Origin of the sequence: Deinococcus taeanensis (genome assembly GCF_020229735.1) — a bacterium.
GTDB lineage: Bacteria > Deinococcota > Deinococci > Deinococcales > Deinococcaceae > Deinococcus > Deinococcus taeanensis.
In genome coordinates this window covers 402,656-417,889 of record NZ_CP083455.1, presented here as the reverse complement: position 1 = coordinate 417,889, position 15,234 = coordinate 402,656, and the positions used below count along the sequence as shown (strand labels likewise).

Here is a 15,234-nt window from a genome sequence, read left to right as displayed (position 1 = left end):
GTCAGGGGCCCAGGTACACAGGCGGCCACGTGACCACCGGCTCATCCGGCCCTGAGGGCGGCGTCATGCCCTGGGTGGCGGGCTCGAACAGGGCGGGCTGTTCGGTTTTGGCTCCCTGGTGCAGGTGCTCAACGTAGTACAGGGGCCAGCCGTTGCAGAGCAGCTGCTGGTAGCCGTACCAGGGGTCGTTGGGGCGCTCCTGCGTAGAGAAGGTCAGGCCGGCGGGAAGCTGACCGGTGAACTGGGCGTACACCGGAACGTACTGCTGCACGAAGGCGCGGTTGTACTGCGGCCACTCGGCGCCCAGGGGCACCTCGTAGCGCCCGGCGTAGCTCTGGGCCAGCGGGGTGTACACGAACAGCGGGTAGTCCTTGCCTTTCCGGGTGGCGTACAGCTGGCTGCCCTTCAGGGTGATTGTGTCGAACTGGGTGGGGGTGGGTTGAGTCATTGAACCGCCTTGAGTGTCTGATGTGAAGACAGTGTAGGACGCTCATGGCCCATGCGCTGACTGATCCGGACCCAGCAGCGGCGCCTGGTCGGTGTGCACAAGGCTGAAAAGATGCTGGATTTCCCCCCGGGGCGTGTGCCCGGGCTGGTCGTGCGCGTACAGGTACAGCGGCCAGCCCTGGTAAGTGGTGTGCTCCCAGGGGCGCAGGCCGTGCGGTCCGCGTTCACGCGTGCCGACCTGTCCGGGCAGGCGCGTGCAGACCGTTGCCGTGGGCGGCAGGGGGACGTACTGGTACAGAAAGAGCTTCAGGTGCTCCGGCCAGTGCGCGGCAGAGGGAACGGCCTCGCCGAACAGCAGCGCCGCCTGAAGGGGCGTGAAGCGGTACAGAGGCAGGGAACCGCGCGCCGTGCGCACCAGCACGCAGCCGTGCAGGTCATGCAGGCCCAGCAGGTCCGGCGGTGGCAGGGGCCGGCCAAGGCAGCGGGGGGCGGCCCCTGCCGGGGCGGCGGTCACAGGGCCATGCGGTGCGTCCGCGTGAAGGCGTCCGCATCGCTGTCCAGAAACCGTTTCAGGCGCGTGCCCAGCCCGCCGCGGTCCTGCTGCCGCTGCTGCTGCAGACGCCGCTGCGCGCACACCAGCAGCTCCCCGGGCGTGGCGCCGTCGTGCGGGGCGTCGGCCAGCCCCGCGTGCAGGTGCGCGGCGCGCAGGCCCACGGCACTCAGGGCGTGCGTCAGGCGGCGCTGCACGGGCAACAGCTGGTCAGGGTGCAGGGGCTGGGGCGTGCACAGCGTGAACTCGTGCGGGCCGGTACGGAAAGCGCTGCCGTGCCAGCCGCGCGCAGCGCGCGCCAGTTCGCGCGCCGCAGCCCGGAGGGTGGCGTCCGCGGCAGCGTCCCCCAGCGCGTGACGCAGGTCTTGCAGAGGCGGCAGACGCAACGCGGTCAGGGTGGCGATCCCATGCGTGCCGGCCGCATCAAGCAGCAGAGCCTTCAGGTCAGGCAGGCGCGTCAGAGGATCAAGGTGGTAGGCGTGAACGTCCTCAATCAGCAGAATGCGGTCCCCATTGGGCAGAGTCCGGAGGTTCAGGCGGCACACGCGCCGTTCGCCAGCCAGGCTCAGCAGGCGCGTCTGGTGCGTGCCGTCCGCCCACGTGAGGGCCGGGGCGGGCAGCGCGCCAGGCTGAAACAGCTGCGTGTAGGCGCGGTTGGAGGTCGCGTGTCGGGGCGCGTGCATGGGCCAGCGCAAGGCCGGCAGAGGCAGCAGGTGGAACAGATCGTCTTCAAGGTGATTCATGTGAGGCTCCCAGACAGCGGCTCGGGGCGGAGGGGCGAACCGTGATGCGCGCATCCTGCCGCGCGGGGCGTTAAGGGGGCGTTAAGCGCGGGGCGCCAGTAGACTGAACGCGTGAGGTCTTGGCCGTTCCGGGTAGGGTTTGGAGAGGACGCGCACCGTCTGGAGGCGGGGCGGCGTCTGGTGCTGGGCGGGGTGGAGATCCCGGACGCGCCACAGGGCGCCGTGGCGCACAGTGACGGGGACGCCGTGCTGCACGTCGTGGCAGACGCATTGCTCTCAGGCCTGGCGCTGGGGGACATCGGGCAGTACTTCCCGGACACCGCCGCCGAGTGGCGGGGCGTGGAATCCCGGGTGATCGTGGCGCGGGCACTGGAACTGGTGCGGGAGCGCGGCTGGGTGCCGGTGAACGTGGCGGTGGTCGTCACGTTGGACCGCCCGAAGCTGGGGCCGCTGCGCGCCCAGATTGCGCAGCGGGTCGCGGCCCTGCTGGACCTGCCAGCCGGCGACGTGGGCATCAGTTTCAAGACGTCCGAAGGCCTGGCGCCCACGTACGTGCAGACGCGCGCCACCGTGCTGCTCGCCCGGGTGAACGGTGAGTGAGGCGCCCCCAACCGCACCGGGCGGCTCTCCCCTGCTGCACGTGGTGCTGTTCGAACCGGAGAAGGCCGGGAACGTCGGGAACGTCGCGCGGACCTGCGCTGTGCTGGGCGCCGAACTGCACCTGATCCGTCCGTTCGGCTTCCATCTGCATGACCGGGAGTTCCGGCGGGCGGTCATGGACTACCTGCAGGGCGTGACGCTGCACGAGCACGCCAGCTGGACGGCCTTCCAGGGCACGCTCGGCCCAGGGGCGCGGGTGTGGGCGTTCAGCACGCACGCCACTGCGCTGCACACCCGCGCCGGGTTCCAGCGTGGCGACTATCTGCTGTTCGGCCCGGAATCCCGGGGCCTGCCGGTCTGGTTGCGTGACGCCCTGCCCAAACTGAAACTCCCGCAGCCCGGCGGAGGCCGCAGCCTCAATCTGTCCGTCGCGGCAGGCGTCGCAGCGTTCGAAGCGGGCCGCCAGATCGAAGGCTGGTAGGAATCCAGGAACGGCGTGACCGAACCGGCAGCCCCCAGCCCGGGGGTCTCCTAGGCCGGTGCGGCGACTAGCGGCAGGCAGGCGGCTGTGGGCACTCCTCTATCATGACGCTGCGGTCCGCGCCACGGAGGGTGTTCAGGCGGCGCACGACGATGAATCTGGTCCGGCCCTGCATCAGGCGCGAGAGATTCTCCTGAATCAACTGCCCGGGGGTGGTGTCCAGGGCCCTGATCATCTCGTCCAGGCGCCTGTGCACAGACTGGACGGGACCAGAAGAGCGCCCCGCCCAGTCTGTATACCCCTACGCTGGTCCCATCATCTCAGGGAATACGGAAAAGTCCGCCTCACGGCGGACTTTTTCTCTGGTGTGCCCGAAGGGATTCGAACCCCTGGCCTTCTGATCCGTAGTCAGACGCTCTATCCAGCTGAGCTACGGGCACATCCTGTTAGGTTTTGGCGAAGAGGGAGGGATTCGAACCCTCGATACCTTGCGGTATACACCCTTAGCAGGGGTGCGGTTTCAACCACTCACCCACCTCTCCAGCTGTGTCGTATTTGGCGAGGGGTGAGGGATTCGAACCCCCGGTAGGTTGCCCTACTACGGTTTTCAAGACCGTTGCCTTCAACCACTCGGCCAACCCCCCCTTCTGGCGGGGCGCGCTTCTGATGTTGCCTGAAGCGCGAGGGGAAGTATAAGGGGGGTGATTATTTCTGTCAATCGTTGCGCGGGCGGCGGCCGTACCAGGCGGCAAGACTGAGTGCCAGCAGGGCGGCGCCGGCCAGCCAGCTGGCGCTTCGCCCGGGGGTGGGCCAGGGCACGTCGCCGCGCAGCAGGGCGCGCAGGGCCTCCTCATGTGGTGTGGGCGCCGGCGGAAGGGTGGCGCTGGGCGGCACGGTCAGGTCGGCGTGAAGGGTCGCCTCGAGGTACTGGTTCTCGCGGGGGTGACCGCTGTGGGCGGCGAGTTGCCGCCCGGTGGCCCGCAGCGTGTCGGGGGGGCCATCCTGCACCCAGGGGGCCAGGGCCAGGAAGCCGGGGCGAGGATCGGTCAGGACGTAGCTGCGCGCGACGGGCGCCTCGTCGGGGCGGGCCGTGATGGCGCTCTGCCCGTCGAAGGTGAGGTTCAGGAGGTTGCCGACCACCATGGGGTTCACGGCGTAGCGGATGCGGCTGGAGGTCGCGGTGACCTGCCAGCTGCTTTCCAGCCAAGCGACGGGCTGGTCGCGCCGGTGGGCGGGGTCTGGGGGAAGTCCTTCAAGGCTGGTCCAGGGGGCGCCGTTCGCGTCGGGTTGCAGCAGGACGGTGCAGCCCTGGGCGTCCAGACGGCCGGTCACGTCGGAGCGGAAGGCGTCGAGGCTGATGGCGACGCCCAGGTCCCCGGCCGGGGTGGGAAACACCCGCAGTTCGGTGAGATCGCCGGGCGTGAGGTCCACGCCGCCGCTCTGTTCGTCGGGGGTGAGGTGCACCTTGTCGGTCACGCCGATCAGGTCGCCGTTCGGGTCAAGCAGCACCGTCTGGTTGGTGAGCACGCCGCGGGCGCGCGTGATGCGCCCGCCGCGCAGTGCGTAACGGGGCATGGGGGTGGAACCGCAGCAGAGGTACACGCGGTTCTCGCGCGCCAGGTCCTGGCAGGTCTGCAGGTACAGGGCGGCGTTCGCGTCGCTGCCGGCGAGTTGCAGGGCCCGGATGGGGCTTACGCGTTCGCGCAGCAGCAGCGGTAGGGTCCGCGGCAGGCGGGCGAGGAACAGGGCCAGCGCGACGCGCTCGAAGGTGCGTAGCCGCAGCGCCCAGGAACTGCCGCGCAGCACCAGCGGCAGGCCGTTCAGTTCGGTGAGGACCACGAGGTTCGGGCGGTCAGCGCGGAGGTGGGGGCGGGCCATGTCCAGTTGCGCGCGCATCCAGCGCCGGAACGCGTCGGCACTGGTGAAGTCCGAGGCGTGCCAGTGGGGCTGCACAGCCACGGCCCGGACGTGCCGGTCCTGGCGCTGGTCGTGGGGTGCTTTCGCGGGCATGCCGCCCAGCGTACCTGCCGGGAACGTGGCATGATGCGCGCATGTCACTGCCGGTCCTGTTCACGCCGTTGGGCGACGCGGCGGTGCGGGTGGTGACGCCGCTGGCACGGGAACTGCAGGCGGCGCTGGAGGCGCGCCCGCTGCCGGGCGTGCGGGAGGTTGTGCCGGCGCTGGGGCAGCTGACGCTGCTGCTCGACCCGCTGGTGGTGCGCCCGGATCTGCTGGAAGGCGCGGTGCGCGAACGCCTGGCGGTCCTGAGCGCGCAGCCGGCGGCGAGCGGGCGGACAGTGGTGGTCCCGGTGACTTTCGACGGGCCGGACCTGACGTGGTGCGCCGCGCACGCGGGCCTGTCCCCTGCCGGGCTGGTGGGGGCCCTGTGCGCGGCGCCGCTGGAGGTGGCGTTTCTGGGCTTCACGCCGGGTTTCGCGTTTCTGACGGGCCTGCCGGCGGCGTTGCAGATGCCGCGCCTGGACGCCCCGCGGGAGCGGGTTCCGGCGGGCAGCGTGGCGCTGGGGGGGCCGTGGGCGGGAGTGTACCCGCGCGCCACGCCGGGCGGGTGGCGGCTGGTGGGACGCACCACCATGAATTTCTTTGACCTGTCACGCGCGGAGCCGGTGCCGTGGCGGGCGGGGGACTGGGTGCGGTTTGAGGTGAGCCGTGATTGAGGTGCTGCGCGCCGGGGTGCAGTGCACGGTGCAGGATGCGGGGCGGTGCGTGCGGGCCCTGGGCGTGCCGGCGGGCGGTGCGGCCGACCCGGTGGCGCGGCGGCTGGGCAACGCGCTGGTCGGGAACCCGGCGGGCGCCGCGGGGCTGGAGATCACGCTGGGCGGACCGACCCTGCGCTTTCACGCGCCGGCGCTGCTGAGCCTGTGCGGCGCGCCGTTCGGGGCGACGCTGGACGGGGAGCCTGTTGCGCTGGGGCGGGCGGTGGCGGTGCTGGCCGGGCAGGTGCTGCGGGTGGGCGGCACCCCACGGGGCCTGCGGGCGTTTCTGGCGGTTCGGGGGGGCCTGCGGGGCACGCCGGTGTTCGGGAGTGTCTCTACGGACCTGCGGGGGGGCTTCGGGGGGCTGGAGGGCCGGGCGCTGCGGTCCGGGGACCGCCTGGCGTGGTCCGTCCTGCCGCCGGTGGCACCGGGCCGGGCCTTTCCGTCGCCGGGTCTGTGGACGCCGCTGGGGCCGCAGCACGTGCTGCGGGTGGTGGGCACGCCTGAGCTGGGGGACACGCTGAGAGGAGCGCTGCTGGACCGGTCGTTCCGGGTGGGGTCGCAGGCGGACCGCATGGGCGTGCGGCTGGAGGAGGCGGTGGCGGCGCCGGTTGAGCCGGGGCGGGCGAGTGTGCCGAACGTGCCGGGGATGGTGCAGTTGCCCCCGGACGGCCGGCCGATCCTGTTGCTGCCGGACGCGGGCACGCACGGGGGGTACCCGACGCCGCTGGTGGTGATCACCGCGGACCTGCCGCGGCTGGGGCAGTTGCGGCCTGGGGACACGGTGACCTTCCGGGAGGTGACGCTGGCGTCCGCGTGGGCAGCGCTGCGGGTGCAGGAGGGGGCGCTGCGGCAGGCGGAGTGGGCGCTGCGGCACGCGAGGTAACTGCAGGGCGCACGTCGGCGCTGCTCTACTTCAGGGCAGCCTGGAGGGCGAGGTCCTGGCCGTGGGCCAGGGCGCGCAGGTCGTCGGGCGTGATGGGCACGGGGGTCACGTCGGCCTTCAGACGCTCGCCGTGCAGGTCGTCGGCCACGCCGATGGTGACGCCCAGGCCGCGCTCGCCGCTGAGACCGCCCAGGATGGTGACCGTGTTGCCCACGCCGTAGCTGCGCTCGCCGATGAGGGTGGCGCCGCTGCGCACGGCCAGCTGCGCGACAATTTCGGAGGCGCTGGCGGACCCGGCGTTCACGAGGACACGCACGGGGCCGGTCCAGCGGGTGGGGGTCTGCACGCTCAGGACGGTCATGCTGGGTGCGCAGTTCAGGCCGGCGAGCACCTTGCCGTCCCGGTAGGCGTACGTCACGTCCTGGCCGTCGAGGGTTTCGATGGTCTCTCCGGCATTCGGTCCGGCGAGGGCGCCGGCAACGCCGATCGCCTCGCCCAGGAGGCCTCCGCCGTTGCCACGAAGGTCGAGGATCAGGGTGCCCGCCCCGGCCTGCTGAGCCGCGCGCAGCAGGGTGTGGACGCGGTCGGCCACGCCGGGGGTAACGAAGGTGGGCAGGCGCAGCAGGTACGTCTCCGGCGTCAGGAACGCGCCGTAGGGCATGGGGGCGCTGCTGATGATGCGGGGCGTGACGGTCGTCTGGCGCTGCTCCTCGCCGCGGCGGTAGGTGACGGTTACGGGCTGCCCCGCGGCCGTGACCTGCGCGAGCTGCTGCGTGAGGTGCGCGGCGTGCTCGACGTCGCTGTCCCCAGGCTGGCGGTTCAGGGCCTGTCCGTTCACGCTCAGGAGGGTGTCGCCGCGGCGCAGTCCGGCCTGCGCGGCGGGCGCCTCCGGGAAGGCCTCGAGCAGCACGGCGCCGTCCTCGGCGGGTACGGGCACCCAGCGCACCCCAAGGCGCGGGGTGGGGGTGGGCGCGGCGGTGCGGCTGTCCAGGAACGCGCGGTAGGCGGCGGCGTCCATGAAGTACGTGTGGCCGTCGTGCACACCGTCCACGTACGTGCCCATGAACGCGTCGGTCCTGGCGCTCAGAGCCGCGGCGCGCAGCGGCCCGAAGGTCGCGCGGGCCTGCGTTTCAGTCTGTTCGTGCAGGGTCTGGAGGTCCACGGGGGATTCCCCCCAGTACTGCCGGTTGATGATCTGCCGCACTTCCAGCAGCTGATCGAAGAGGCTGGGCGTGGCCTGTGCGTGCAGGCGGGCAGGCTGGAGGTTCACGTCCATCAGCCGGGCCGGGCCGCCTGCCGCGTCGAGCCACGCGGGTGTCAGCGCGCACGGCGCCTGGGCGGGCCGGGTGGCGCGCGGCACGGTGGGCACGTCGTCACTCTGGGGGGTGGGGGTGGGGGTGCAGGCGGCCAGAAGGAGGGGCAGCAGCAGGAGCCGGGCGCGGGTCACGCTGTGTATTGTGGCGGGAGAGGCCCCGGTAGACTGGCCGGCATGCACATTGACCTGAACGCGGACCTGGGGGAAGGGAGCGCTCATGAGGAGGCAGTGATGACCGCCGTCAGCAGCGCGAACATCGCGTGCGGCGGGCACGCCGGGGACCTGGAGAGCATGCGGGATTCCCTGCGGCTGGCGGCGCGGTTCGGGGTCGCGGCGGGCGCACACCCGGGCTTCCCGGACCGGGAGGGCTTCGGGCGGCGTGAACTGCACGTTCCGCCGGACGAGGTCACCTTGTTCGTGCGCGAGCAGATTGAGGCGCTCAAGGCGGTGGCCCTGCGGGAGGGCGTGCCGCTGCGGCACGTCAAGCCGCACGGCATGCTGTACAACATGGCCGCGCGGGACGCGGCGCTGGCGCGGGCGGTGGCGCGGGCCGCGGCCGACAGTGGCGTGCCGCTGTACTTCGGGCTGGCCGGGCCGGACAGCGTGATGCTGCGTGAAGCGCAGCGGCTGGGCCTGTCCGTGCTGGGGGAGGGCTTCGCGGACCGGGGTTACGCGCCCGACGGGAGCCTGTGGCCGCGCGGGCAGGCGGGGGCGCTGCTGCCGTTCGGGGCGGCGGTGGCGCAGGGCGTCCGGATCGCGCAGGAGGGCGCCGCGACGGCGGTGAGTGGCGAGGCGGTTGCCGTGCCCGCCCGGACGCTGTGCCTGCACGGGGACGGCGCTGAGGCCGCGGCGCTGGCCCGGGCGCTGCGAGCGGCGCTGGAGACTGCCGGAGTGGCGGTGCGCGCTCCCTGAGCGTGAAAAGACCCTTGTCTTGAGTGGAACTTCACGCTCAAGCTGTCAGGTCTTGGTGAGAGGACCTGTGGTTTGATCGCAGCCTATGCCTCCGCGTCTTCGCCTCCCCCTGCCTGCGCGCCTTCCGGCGGGCAGCCGCGGAACGGTCTTCCGCATCACGCAGGACCAGCGGGCCATGAGTCGCCGCGTGCTCAGCGTGCTGCTGGTCGCCGCGCTCCTGACGGCACTGTACGCACGGCATGACCCTTTCGAGCAGCTGGCCCTGCCGGCGCTGTCTACCCTGCTGGCCGGCGTGCTCGCCGCGGTGTCCCTGACGCGCACGCCGCTGCGGACGCTGCACGTGACGGGCCTGCTGGGCGCGTGGACGTACGTGCTGGCCAAGGTGGTGTACGTGCTGTTCATCATGACGTCCGGGCAGGGTCTGCCGACGCTGCTGGGGCTGGCGCCCTGGGTGCTGGTGCTGCTGGCGTCTCACATGTGGCTGCTGGGCCTCCGCTGGAGCGGCGCCGTGAACGCCGCCGCCGGCGGAAGTCTGCTGGCGCTGGTCCTGGCGCGCGTCACGCAGGACCCGGCGGCGCTGCACTCCCCGGAAGTGGGCGCGCTGGTGCAGGTGCTGGTGGCCGGCGGGGTCCTGCTGGCCGGGCAGCGCAGCACCACCAACCGGGTGATGGGCACGATGCGCCGGGATCTGCTGGGTCAGGACGCCCCTGGCCGGGACGCCCTGACGGGCCTGCCGGACCGCCGGACCCTGGAGCAGCTGCTTGAGCGCATCTACCGCCGCAGTCCGGATGGCCTGGTGGTGGCGATGATTGCGCTGGACCGGCCGGACCTGAAGAGCGGCGAGCACGGCCCGTCGTTCGAGGCGCGGCTGCTGGCGCATGTGGCGCGCGTGGTGCTGGGAACCGTGCGTGACCAGGACGTGCTGGGGTGCGTGGCCGAGGGGCAGCTGGCCATCGTGATGCACGCCCCGGACGCCCGGGCAGCCCGCGCGGCGTGTGAGCGGCTGAGGGTACGGGTCGCGTCCCGGCCGCTGGACGGCGTGAATCCCACCGTGAGTGTGGGGCTGGTGTGCGCCGACGGTCACCTGGACGGTCTGGCCCTGCTGCGCGAGGCCGAGGACACCCTCGCCGCGGTGCAGGCGCTGGGCACGAACCGGGTGCTGCTGGGGCCGGTGACGCCCGACGCTGGCGAGGCCGGGGCCCTGCGCGCGCAGCTGGCCTAGAGAGGGGCCGCTGGTCAGTCGGCGGTGATCTGCACCCCCTTCCAGAAAGCCACGCGGCCCTGAATCTGCCGGGCGGCGTCCTTGGGGGCGGGGTAGTACCACGCGGCGTCGCGGTTCTCCTGGCCGGCGACCAGCAGGGTGTGGTAGCTGGCTTCCCCTTTCCACGAACAGGTGGTGTGGGTGGGGCTGGGGCGCAGGTAGTCGGGGTTCACGCTGTCGGCGGGGAAGTAGTGGTTGCCTTCAACAACGACCGTGTCGTTGGACTGCGCGATGACCGCGCCGTTCCAGCTGGCTTTCATGCCTTCAGGGTAGGGGCAGCGGGCAGGCGTGACTGTCAGGTGGCCCGCCGTGGGGGCCCGTGACGATTTGGTGAAGGTTGACTTCCGGAAGCGCTTCCCATTTGAATAGAGAGACACATGAAACGCTTCCATAAGTTCGGGCGCGCCGGCGCCCTGACGGCCCTGACCCTGTCCATGACCGCCTGCAGCCTGCGCGGCGCTCCGGACGCCCAGCCGCGCGCGTGGCAGGACGAGGTCATCTATTTCGCGATGACTGACCGTTTCGCCAACGGCAACACCGCCAATGACAACGGCCCGGACCGCGCCGCCGGCGACCGCGCCGACCGCACCAGTCCGCTCGCGTGGCACGGCGGGGATTTCGCCGGTCTGAAGGCAAAAATTGAGGAGGGGTACTTCAGGCGCATGGGCTTCACGGCCCTGTGGGTCAGTCCGGTGGTGCTGCAGGTGCCGGCCATCAACACTGGCAGCGGCCCGAGCGCCGGCAGGCCCTTCGCGGGGTACCACGGCTACTGGGCTGAGGACTTCAGGAAGGTGGACCCTCACTTCGGCACGCTCGAGGAGTACAGGGCCCTGATCAACACCGCGCACCGCAACGGCATCAAGGTGATTCAGGACATCGTCGTGAACCACGCCGGGTACGACGCCACGCTCACGAAAACCAACCCCGAGTGGTTCCACACGCCGGGCGAGTGCGACGCCTCCACGAACAAAACCACCGACTGCGCCCTGGCGGGCCTGCCCGACTTCAAGCAGGACCTCCCGGCCGTGAGCGCGTACCTGAACGACTTCGTGAAGTACTGGCGTGACACCACCGGCATTGACGGCCTGCGCATCGATACCATGAAGCACGTCCCGGACGCGTACTGGACCCAGTTCTTCGCGCCGGGCGGCGCCGGCGACCCCGCGAAGCTGTGGTCGGTCGGCGAGGTGTTCGACGGCAACCCCGCCTCCCTCGCGCACTTCATGAATGACCTGGGCGCCCCGAGCGTGTTCGACTTCGCGCTGTACTACGCCATCAAGGACCAGCTGAGCAGCGCCGGCGGGAACCTGGACCGCATGGCCGACGTGTTCGCGCAGGACGGCGTGTACCGCGACGCCACCCGCCTGACCACCTTCGTGGACAATCACGACGTGCGCCGCTTCGTCTCGGAGGTCACCGAACGGGGCGGCACGCAGGCGCAGGCCACCGAGCGCCTGGACCTGGCGCTGTCCACGCTGTACTTCTCGCGCGGCACACCCAGCGTGTGGCAGGGCACCGAGTACGCTCAGGCCGGCAAAGGCGACCCCTACGACTACCCCCTGGGCGAAGGCAACCGTGAGGACATGAACTTCAGCCGCCTGGCGGGCAGCGCCCTGGACGAACGTCTGGGCGCCCTGGCCGCCGCCCGCGCGAAGTACCGCGCCCTGACCCGCGGCGCGCAGCAGGAACTGTGGCGGCCCAACGGCGGCGCGCCCATCCTGGCGTACCGCCGCGTGATCAGCGGCGTGAACGGCGCCGCCGGGCAGCCCGTGGTGTTCGTGGTGAACGGCGGCGACACCGACGTGGACCTGAGCGCCCTGAGTGGCGGCGGCATTCCCCTGCTGGGCACCTTCACCGGCGCCTCCCTGACCGAAGTCACCGGCCGCACCCATACCCTGAGTGTCAGCGGCGGGAAACTGGTGGGCCGCGTGCCGGCCCGCAGCGTACTCGCGGTTACCGCTCCGGCCGGTTCAGGCGCGGCCGGCACCGTGAACCCCAGCCTGCCGGAGGTGGCGGGCCTGACCGTACAGCCCGGCGACAGCGCCGCGCAGCTGTCCTGGACGCCCAGCACCGACGCCAGGGTCAGCGGGTACCGCATCTACGTGAACCAGGCCGGCGGCACCGAACGCCTCGTGAACTTCGCGCCCATTCCCGCCGCGCAGGGCACGTACCTGCTGCGCGGCCTGACGAACAACGCGGGCACCACCTTCCGTGTCGTGACTGTGGACAGCGCGGGCGCCGAGAGCCGGGGCGTCACTGCGGCCGCCACGCCCAGCAGTACCCTCACCGCGAAGGTCACGTTCACCGTGGACGCCCGCACCCAGGGCAACGGCCCCATTGAACTGCGCCGCTTCGATACCGGCAGCCAGATCGCGTACCCCATGACGCAGGACACCCCGGGCCTCTGGAAGACCAGCATTGACCTGCCCCTGTTCCGGGAGGTGAAGTTCAAGTTCGGCAATACTGGCGCCGGCGCAAAGAACGGCGGCTACGAAGCCCCCGGCCAGGGCGACCGCGCCTACGTGGTCGGCACGAACGGCAACGCGTACAGCGGCACCTACGACTTCACCGACCAGCCGGTCCCGGCCGCCACGGTGACGGGCCGCATTACGGGCGCCGGGCAGCCGGTGGGTGGCGCGCTCGTGGAAGCCACCAGCGCCAACCCCGCACTGAACTACGCCCTGACGTTCCCGGACGGCACGTACGTGCTGCGCGTGCCGGCAGGCGCGCAGACCCTGAAGGTCACGGCGGGCGGGTACGTGGACGGCACCCTGAGTGTCATGGCCCCGGCCACCGGCGCGAATCTCGATCTGGCCCGCGACCTGCGCACCCGGTACACCATCGACGGCAACCTGAGCGACTGGGCAGCGCCGAAAGTCACCGTGCAGAGTCCTGCAGAAGGCACCTTCGGTGCGAACAACAACTGGCTGACCCTGAAGGCCGACAGTGACGACCAGTACCTCTACCTGGCCTACACCTACCGCGTGGACAACAACAGCGCCATCCTGTACCTCGACACCGGGCCGGGCGGCGCCGCGCAGGCGGATAACTTCGACGCCTGGAAACGCGCGGCGACCTTCAGCGGCGCCGTGGACGGCGTGAACGCCTTCATTGCCCGCTACGGCAACGAAAAGGCGCAGTTGCGCCTGGTCCAGAGTGCCACCGCCACGCCTGAAGTGAACGCCGCGGCCTATCTGCAGGCCAGCAGCGGCACCCTGCCCGAACAGACGGTGGAGCTCGCCATTCCCTGGACGGCCCTGGGCCTCAGCGGCGCGCCGGCCGGCGGCGTGAAGCTCATGGGCGGCATCTTTGGCGGGGACGGTTACGGCGCCGGTGACATCATCCCCGACGCGGGCAGCACCCCGGGTGGCGGCAACACCATCACGGACTGTTACGCTTCCTGCCGCGCTACCTTCACAGCGCCCGTCACGGTGCCCTGAGCCCGCTACACTGAATCTCACTGCGGGAGGTGACCACAACGGCCCTCCCGCTTGACCTTGACCACCCGGGCTGACATTCCCATGACATTCGGGTGGAGAATCAGGAGGATTGTCATGGTTCTGTCTAAATTTATGCCCAGCAACCCAAAGTTCAGCGAGAAATTCGCCCAGTCCGCGCGGAACGCCCACGTGACCGCCCAGGCCCTGGTGGACCTGCTCGAGAACTACACCGACGTCGAGGCCAAAGTGCAGCGCGTCCGCGACCTGGAGCACGAAGGGGACCGGCTGAGTGCCGAGATCACCAGTCTGCTCGCAGAGTCCTTCATCGTGCCGTTCGACCGCGAGGACATCATCAGCCTGAACAACGAACTCGATGACCTCGTGGATGACATGGAAGACGCCGCGCGCAAACTCAGCCTGTACGGCGTCGAGCAGCCCCTGCCGCAGATGGCGCAGCTTGCCCGCGTGGTCGAACAGCAGTGCGCCCTTCTCGCCCAGGGCATGCCCTGGATCGAGCAGAACAGCCGACTCGCGGACCTGACCCGCATCGCCCGGGAGATCCGCACGCTGGAAGATGAAGGTGACACCATCAGTGACGAGGTGCAGCGCACGCTGTACCACGGCGTGACTGACGTTCCCGGCATGATCCGCGCCATGCGCGGCGGCGAGATCGCCGCCCTGATCGAGGATGCCAGTGACCAGGCGCAGCGCGTCGCGAAGACCGTTGAAAGCATTCTGCTGAAGAACGCCTGAGGCCCCCTGTGGATACTGCCCTCATCGGCCTGATCGTCATCGTGGCGCTGGCCCTGATCTTCGATTTCATCAACGGCTTTCATGACACCGCCAACGCCATTGCCACCTCGGTGGCCACGAAGGTCCTCACGCCCGCCCAGGCGATCGCCATGGCGGCCGTGCTGAACGTGGTGGGCGCCCTGGCCGGCACCGCCGTTGCCAAGACCATCAGCAAGGACATCATCCCGCAGGAGTACGCCACGCTGCACCTGGTGGGCGCCACGCTGCTCAGCGCCATCTTCTGGAACCTCTTCACGTGGTGGAAAGGACTGCCCAGCAGCTCCAGTCACGCCCTGGTGTTCAGCATGGTCGGCGCGGGCGTCGCTGCGGGCGGCTGGAGCATCATCATTCCCAAAGGCGTGAAGAAAACCCTGATGGGCCTGGCGTACTCCCCGGCCCTGGGCTTTCTTGTGCCGATCATCCTGTTCTTCCTGATCTCGTGGCTGGTGCTGCGCTGGATGAAACCCCGCGTGGTGACCCGCACCTTCCGGGTGTTGCAGATCTTCAGCGCTGCGTTCATGGCCTTCAGCCACGGCGGGAACGACGCGCAGAAAACCATGGGCATCATCACCTTCGCACTCGCCGCATACGCCAACACCAAGATCGAAACGGTGCCGCTGTGGGTGATTCTGGCTGCCGCAGGCGCCATGGGCGCCGGCACCGCCGTGGGGGGTTGGCGGATCATCAAGACCATGGGCTTCAAGGTGGTGGACCTGAAACCTGTGGACGGCTTCATTGCCGAAACCGGCGCCGCCCTGATCATCGACGGCGCCAGCCGCCTGGGTATTCCGGTCAGCACCACGCACACCATCAGCACCGCGATCATGGGCGTGGGCACCACCAAGGGCTTCCGGAAGGTGAAGTGGCAGGTGGCGGGCCGCATCGTGCAGGCGTGGATCTTCACGATCCCAGTGTGTATTGCGCTCGGCTGGGCCATTCATAAACTCATCCTGCTGATCGGCGCATAGATCATCAGGGATCAGACGAACCGGGACGCTGCTGTAGCGTCCCGGTTCGTCTGTGCGGCGGCCTTCTGGACCGGCAGGCCGCGAAAGGTTGGTCCGGCCCGTCCTCCGGTGGCCGCGCGGGGACG

16 protein-coding genes and 3 tRNA genes are annotated in these 15,234 nt (G+C 70.4%); 9 read left to right on the top strand and 10 right to left on the bottom strand.

Annotated features, from left to right (window positions below; all coding sequences use genetic code 11):
• Position 1 precedes the first annotated feature (1 nt).
• Genes LAJ19_RS02015 through LAJ19_RS02005 form a run of 3 tightly spaced genes read right to left on the bottom strand, consistent with a single transcriptional unit; the run spans position 2 to position 1,740 of the window.
• Positions 2–448, bottom strand: a complete 447-nt coding sequence (locus LAJ19_RS02015; RefSeq protein WP_225476664.1) for a hypothetical protein — start codon at positions 446–448, stop codon at positions 2–4.
• A 42-nt stretch (positions 449–490) separates the two neighbouring features.
• Positions 491–961 (bottom strand): COG4315 family predicted lipoprotein, encoded by a 471-nt coding sequence (locus LAJ19_RS02010; RefSeq protein WP_225476663.1) that lies wholly within the window; start codon positions 959–961, stop codon positions 491–493.
• Complete coding sequence (locus LAJ19_RS02005) at positions 958–1,740, bottom strand: diguanylate cyclase domain-containing protein (protein WP_225476662.1); 783 nt, start codon at positions 1,738–1,740, stop codon at positions 958–960. The genes LAJ19_RS02010 and LAJ19_RS02005 overlap by 4 nt, the downstream gene beginning before the upstream one ends.
• Before the next feature lie 111 nt (positions 1,741–1,851).
• On the opposite strand from LAJ19_RS02005, the gene ispF reads away from it, so the two are divergent.
• Complete coding sequence (ispF, locus tag LAJ19_RS02000; RefSeq protein ID WP_225476661.1) at positions 1,852–2,340, top strand: 2-C-methyl-D-erythritol 2,4-cyclodiphosphate synthase; 489 nt, start codon at positions 1,852–1,854, stop codon at positions 2,338–2,340.
• Positions 2,333–2,821, top strand: coding sequence for a tRNA (cytidine(34)-2'-O)-methyltransferase (locus LAJ19_RS01995; protein ID WP_225476660.1), 489 nt, complete (start codon positions 2,333–2,335; stop codon positions 2,819–2,821). Before ispF ends, LAJ19_RS01995 begins: the two co-directional genes overlap by 8 nt.
• Positions 2,822–2,888: 67 nt before the next feature.
• Here LAJ19_RS01995 and LAJ19_RS01990 read toward each other — a convergent pair whose 3' ends face one another.
• From LAJ19_RS01990 to LAJ19_RS01970, 5 genes are all read right to left on the bottom strand, one after another.
• Positions 2,889–3,077, bottom strand: coding sequence for a P-loop NTPase family protein (locus tag LAJ19_RS01990; protein WP_225476659.1), 189 nt, complete (start codon positions 3,075–3,077; stop codon positions 2,889–2,891).
• Between the two features lie 107 nt (positions 3,078–3,184).
• Positions 3,185–3,261, bottom strand: a tRNA-Arg gene (locus LAJ19_RS01985).
• A 14-nt stretch (positions 3,262–3,275) separates the two neighbouring features.
• Positions 3,276–3,363 (bottom strand) — tRNA-Ser (locus tag LAJ19_RS01980).
• 14 nt (positions 3,364–3,377) lie between these two features.
• Positions 3,378–3,465: transfer RNA gene (locus LAJ19_RS01975), tRNA-Ser, on the bottom strand.
• Positions 3,466–3,535: 70 nt separating this feature from the next.
• Entirely contained in the window at positions 3,536–4,831 is a 1,296-nt protein-coding gene (locus tag LAJ19_RS01970) for a nitrilase-related carbon-nitrogen hydrolase (RefSeq protein WP_225476658.1), read from the bottom strand.
• A gap of 41 nt (positions 4,832–4,872) precedes the next feature.
• On the opposite strand from LAJ19_RS01970, the gene LAJ19_RS01965 reads away from it, so the two are divergent.
• On the top strand, positions 4,873–5,496 hold the full coding sequence (locus LAJ19_RS01965; RefSeq protein ID WP_225476657.1) for a 5-oxoprolinase subunit B family protein: 624 nt from the start codon (positions 4,873–4,875) through the stop codon (positions 5,494–5,496).
• Complete coding sequence (locus LAJ19_RS01960) at positions 5,489–6,421, top strand: 5-oxoprolinase subunit C family protein (RefSeq protein ID WP_225476656.1); 933 nt, start codon at positions 5,489–5,491, stop codon at positions 6,419–6,421. Before LAJ19_RS01965 ends, LAJ19_RS01960 begins: the two co-directional genes overlap by 8 nt.
• 25 nt (positions 6,422–6,446) lie before the next feature.
• Here LAJ19_RS01960 and LAJ19_RS01955 read toward each other — a convergent pair whose 3' ends face one another.
• Complete coding sequence (locus tag LAJ19_RS01955) at positions 6,447–7,868, bottom strand: S41 family peptidase (protein WP_225476655.1); 1,422 nt, start codon at positions 7,866–7,868, stop codon at positions 6,447–6,449.
• A 42-nt stretch (positions 7,869–7,910) separates the two neighbouring features.
• Here LAJ19_RS01955 and pxpA point away from each other — a divergent pair, with 42 nt between their 5' ends.
• Positions 7,911–8,648 (top strand): 5-oxoprolinase subunit PxpA, encoded by a 738-nt coding sequence (gene pxpA / locus LAJ19_RS01950; RefSeq protein WP_225476654.1) that lies wholly within the window; start codon positions 7,911–7,913, stop codon positions 8,646–8,648.
• A gap of 85 nt (positions 8,649–8,733) precedes the next feature.
• Positions 8,734–9,870 (top strand): GGDEF domain-containing protein, encoded by a 1,137-nt coding sequence (locus LAJ19_RS01945; RefSeq protein ID WP_225476653.1) that lies wholly within the window; start codon positions 8,734–8,736, stop codon positions 9,868–9,870.
• Positions 9,871–9,884: 14 nt separating this feature from the next.
• Here LAJ19_RS01945 and LAJ19_RS01940 read toward each other — a convergent pair whose 3' ends face one another.
• On the bottom strand, positions 9,885–10,169 hold the full coding sequence (locus tag LAJ19_RS01940; RefSeq protein WP_225476652.1) for a DUF427 domain-containing protein: 285 nt from the start codon (positions 10,167–10,169) through the stop codon (positions 9,885–9,887).
• A 117-nt stretch (positions 10,170–10,286) separates the two neighbouring features.
• Here LAJ19_RS01940 and LAJ19_RS01935 point away from each other — a divergent pair, with 117 nt between their 5' ends.
• The 3 genes from LAJ19_RS01935 to LAJ19_RS01925 all read left to right on the top strand — a co-directional run bounded on the left by LAJ19_RS01935 (position 10,287) and on the right by LAJ19_RS01925 (position 15,109).
• Positions 10,287–13,349 (top strand): alpha-amylase family glycosyl hydrolase, encoded by a 3,063-nt coding sequence (locus tag LAJ19_RS01935; protein ID WP_225476651.1) that lies wholly within the window; start codon positions 10,287–10,289, stop codon positions 13,347–13,349.
• A 114-nt stretch (positions 13,350–13,463) separates the two neighbouring features.
• A complete protein-coding gene (locus LAJ19_RS01930; protein WP_225476650.1) occupies positions 13,464–14,102 on the top strand; it encodes a DUF47 domain-containing protein in 639 nt (212 codons plus the stop codon).
• 8 nt (positions 14,103–14,110) lie between these two features.
• On the top strand, positions 14,111–15,109 hold the full coding sequence (locus tag LAJ19_RS01925) for an inorganic phosphate transporter (RefSeq protein ID WP_225476649.1): 999 nt from the start codon (positions 14,111–14,113) through the stop codon (positions 15,107–15,109).
• Positions 15,110–15,234 lie beyond the last annotated feature (125 nt).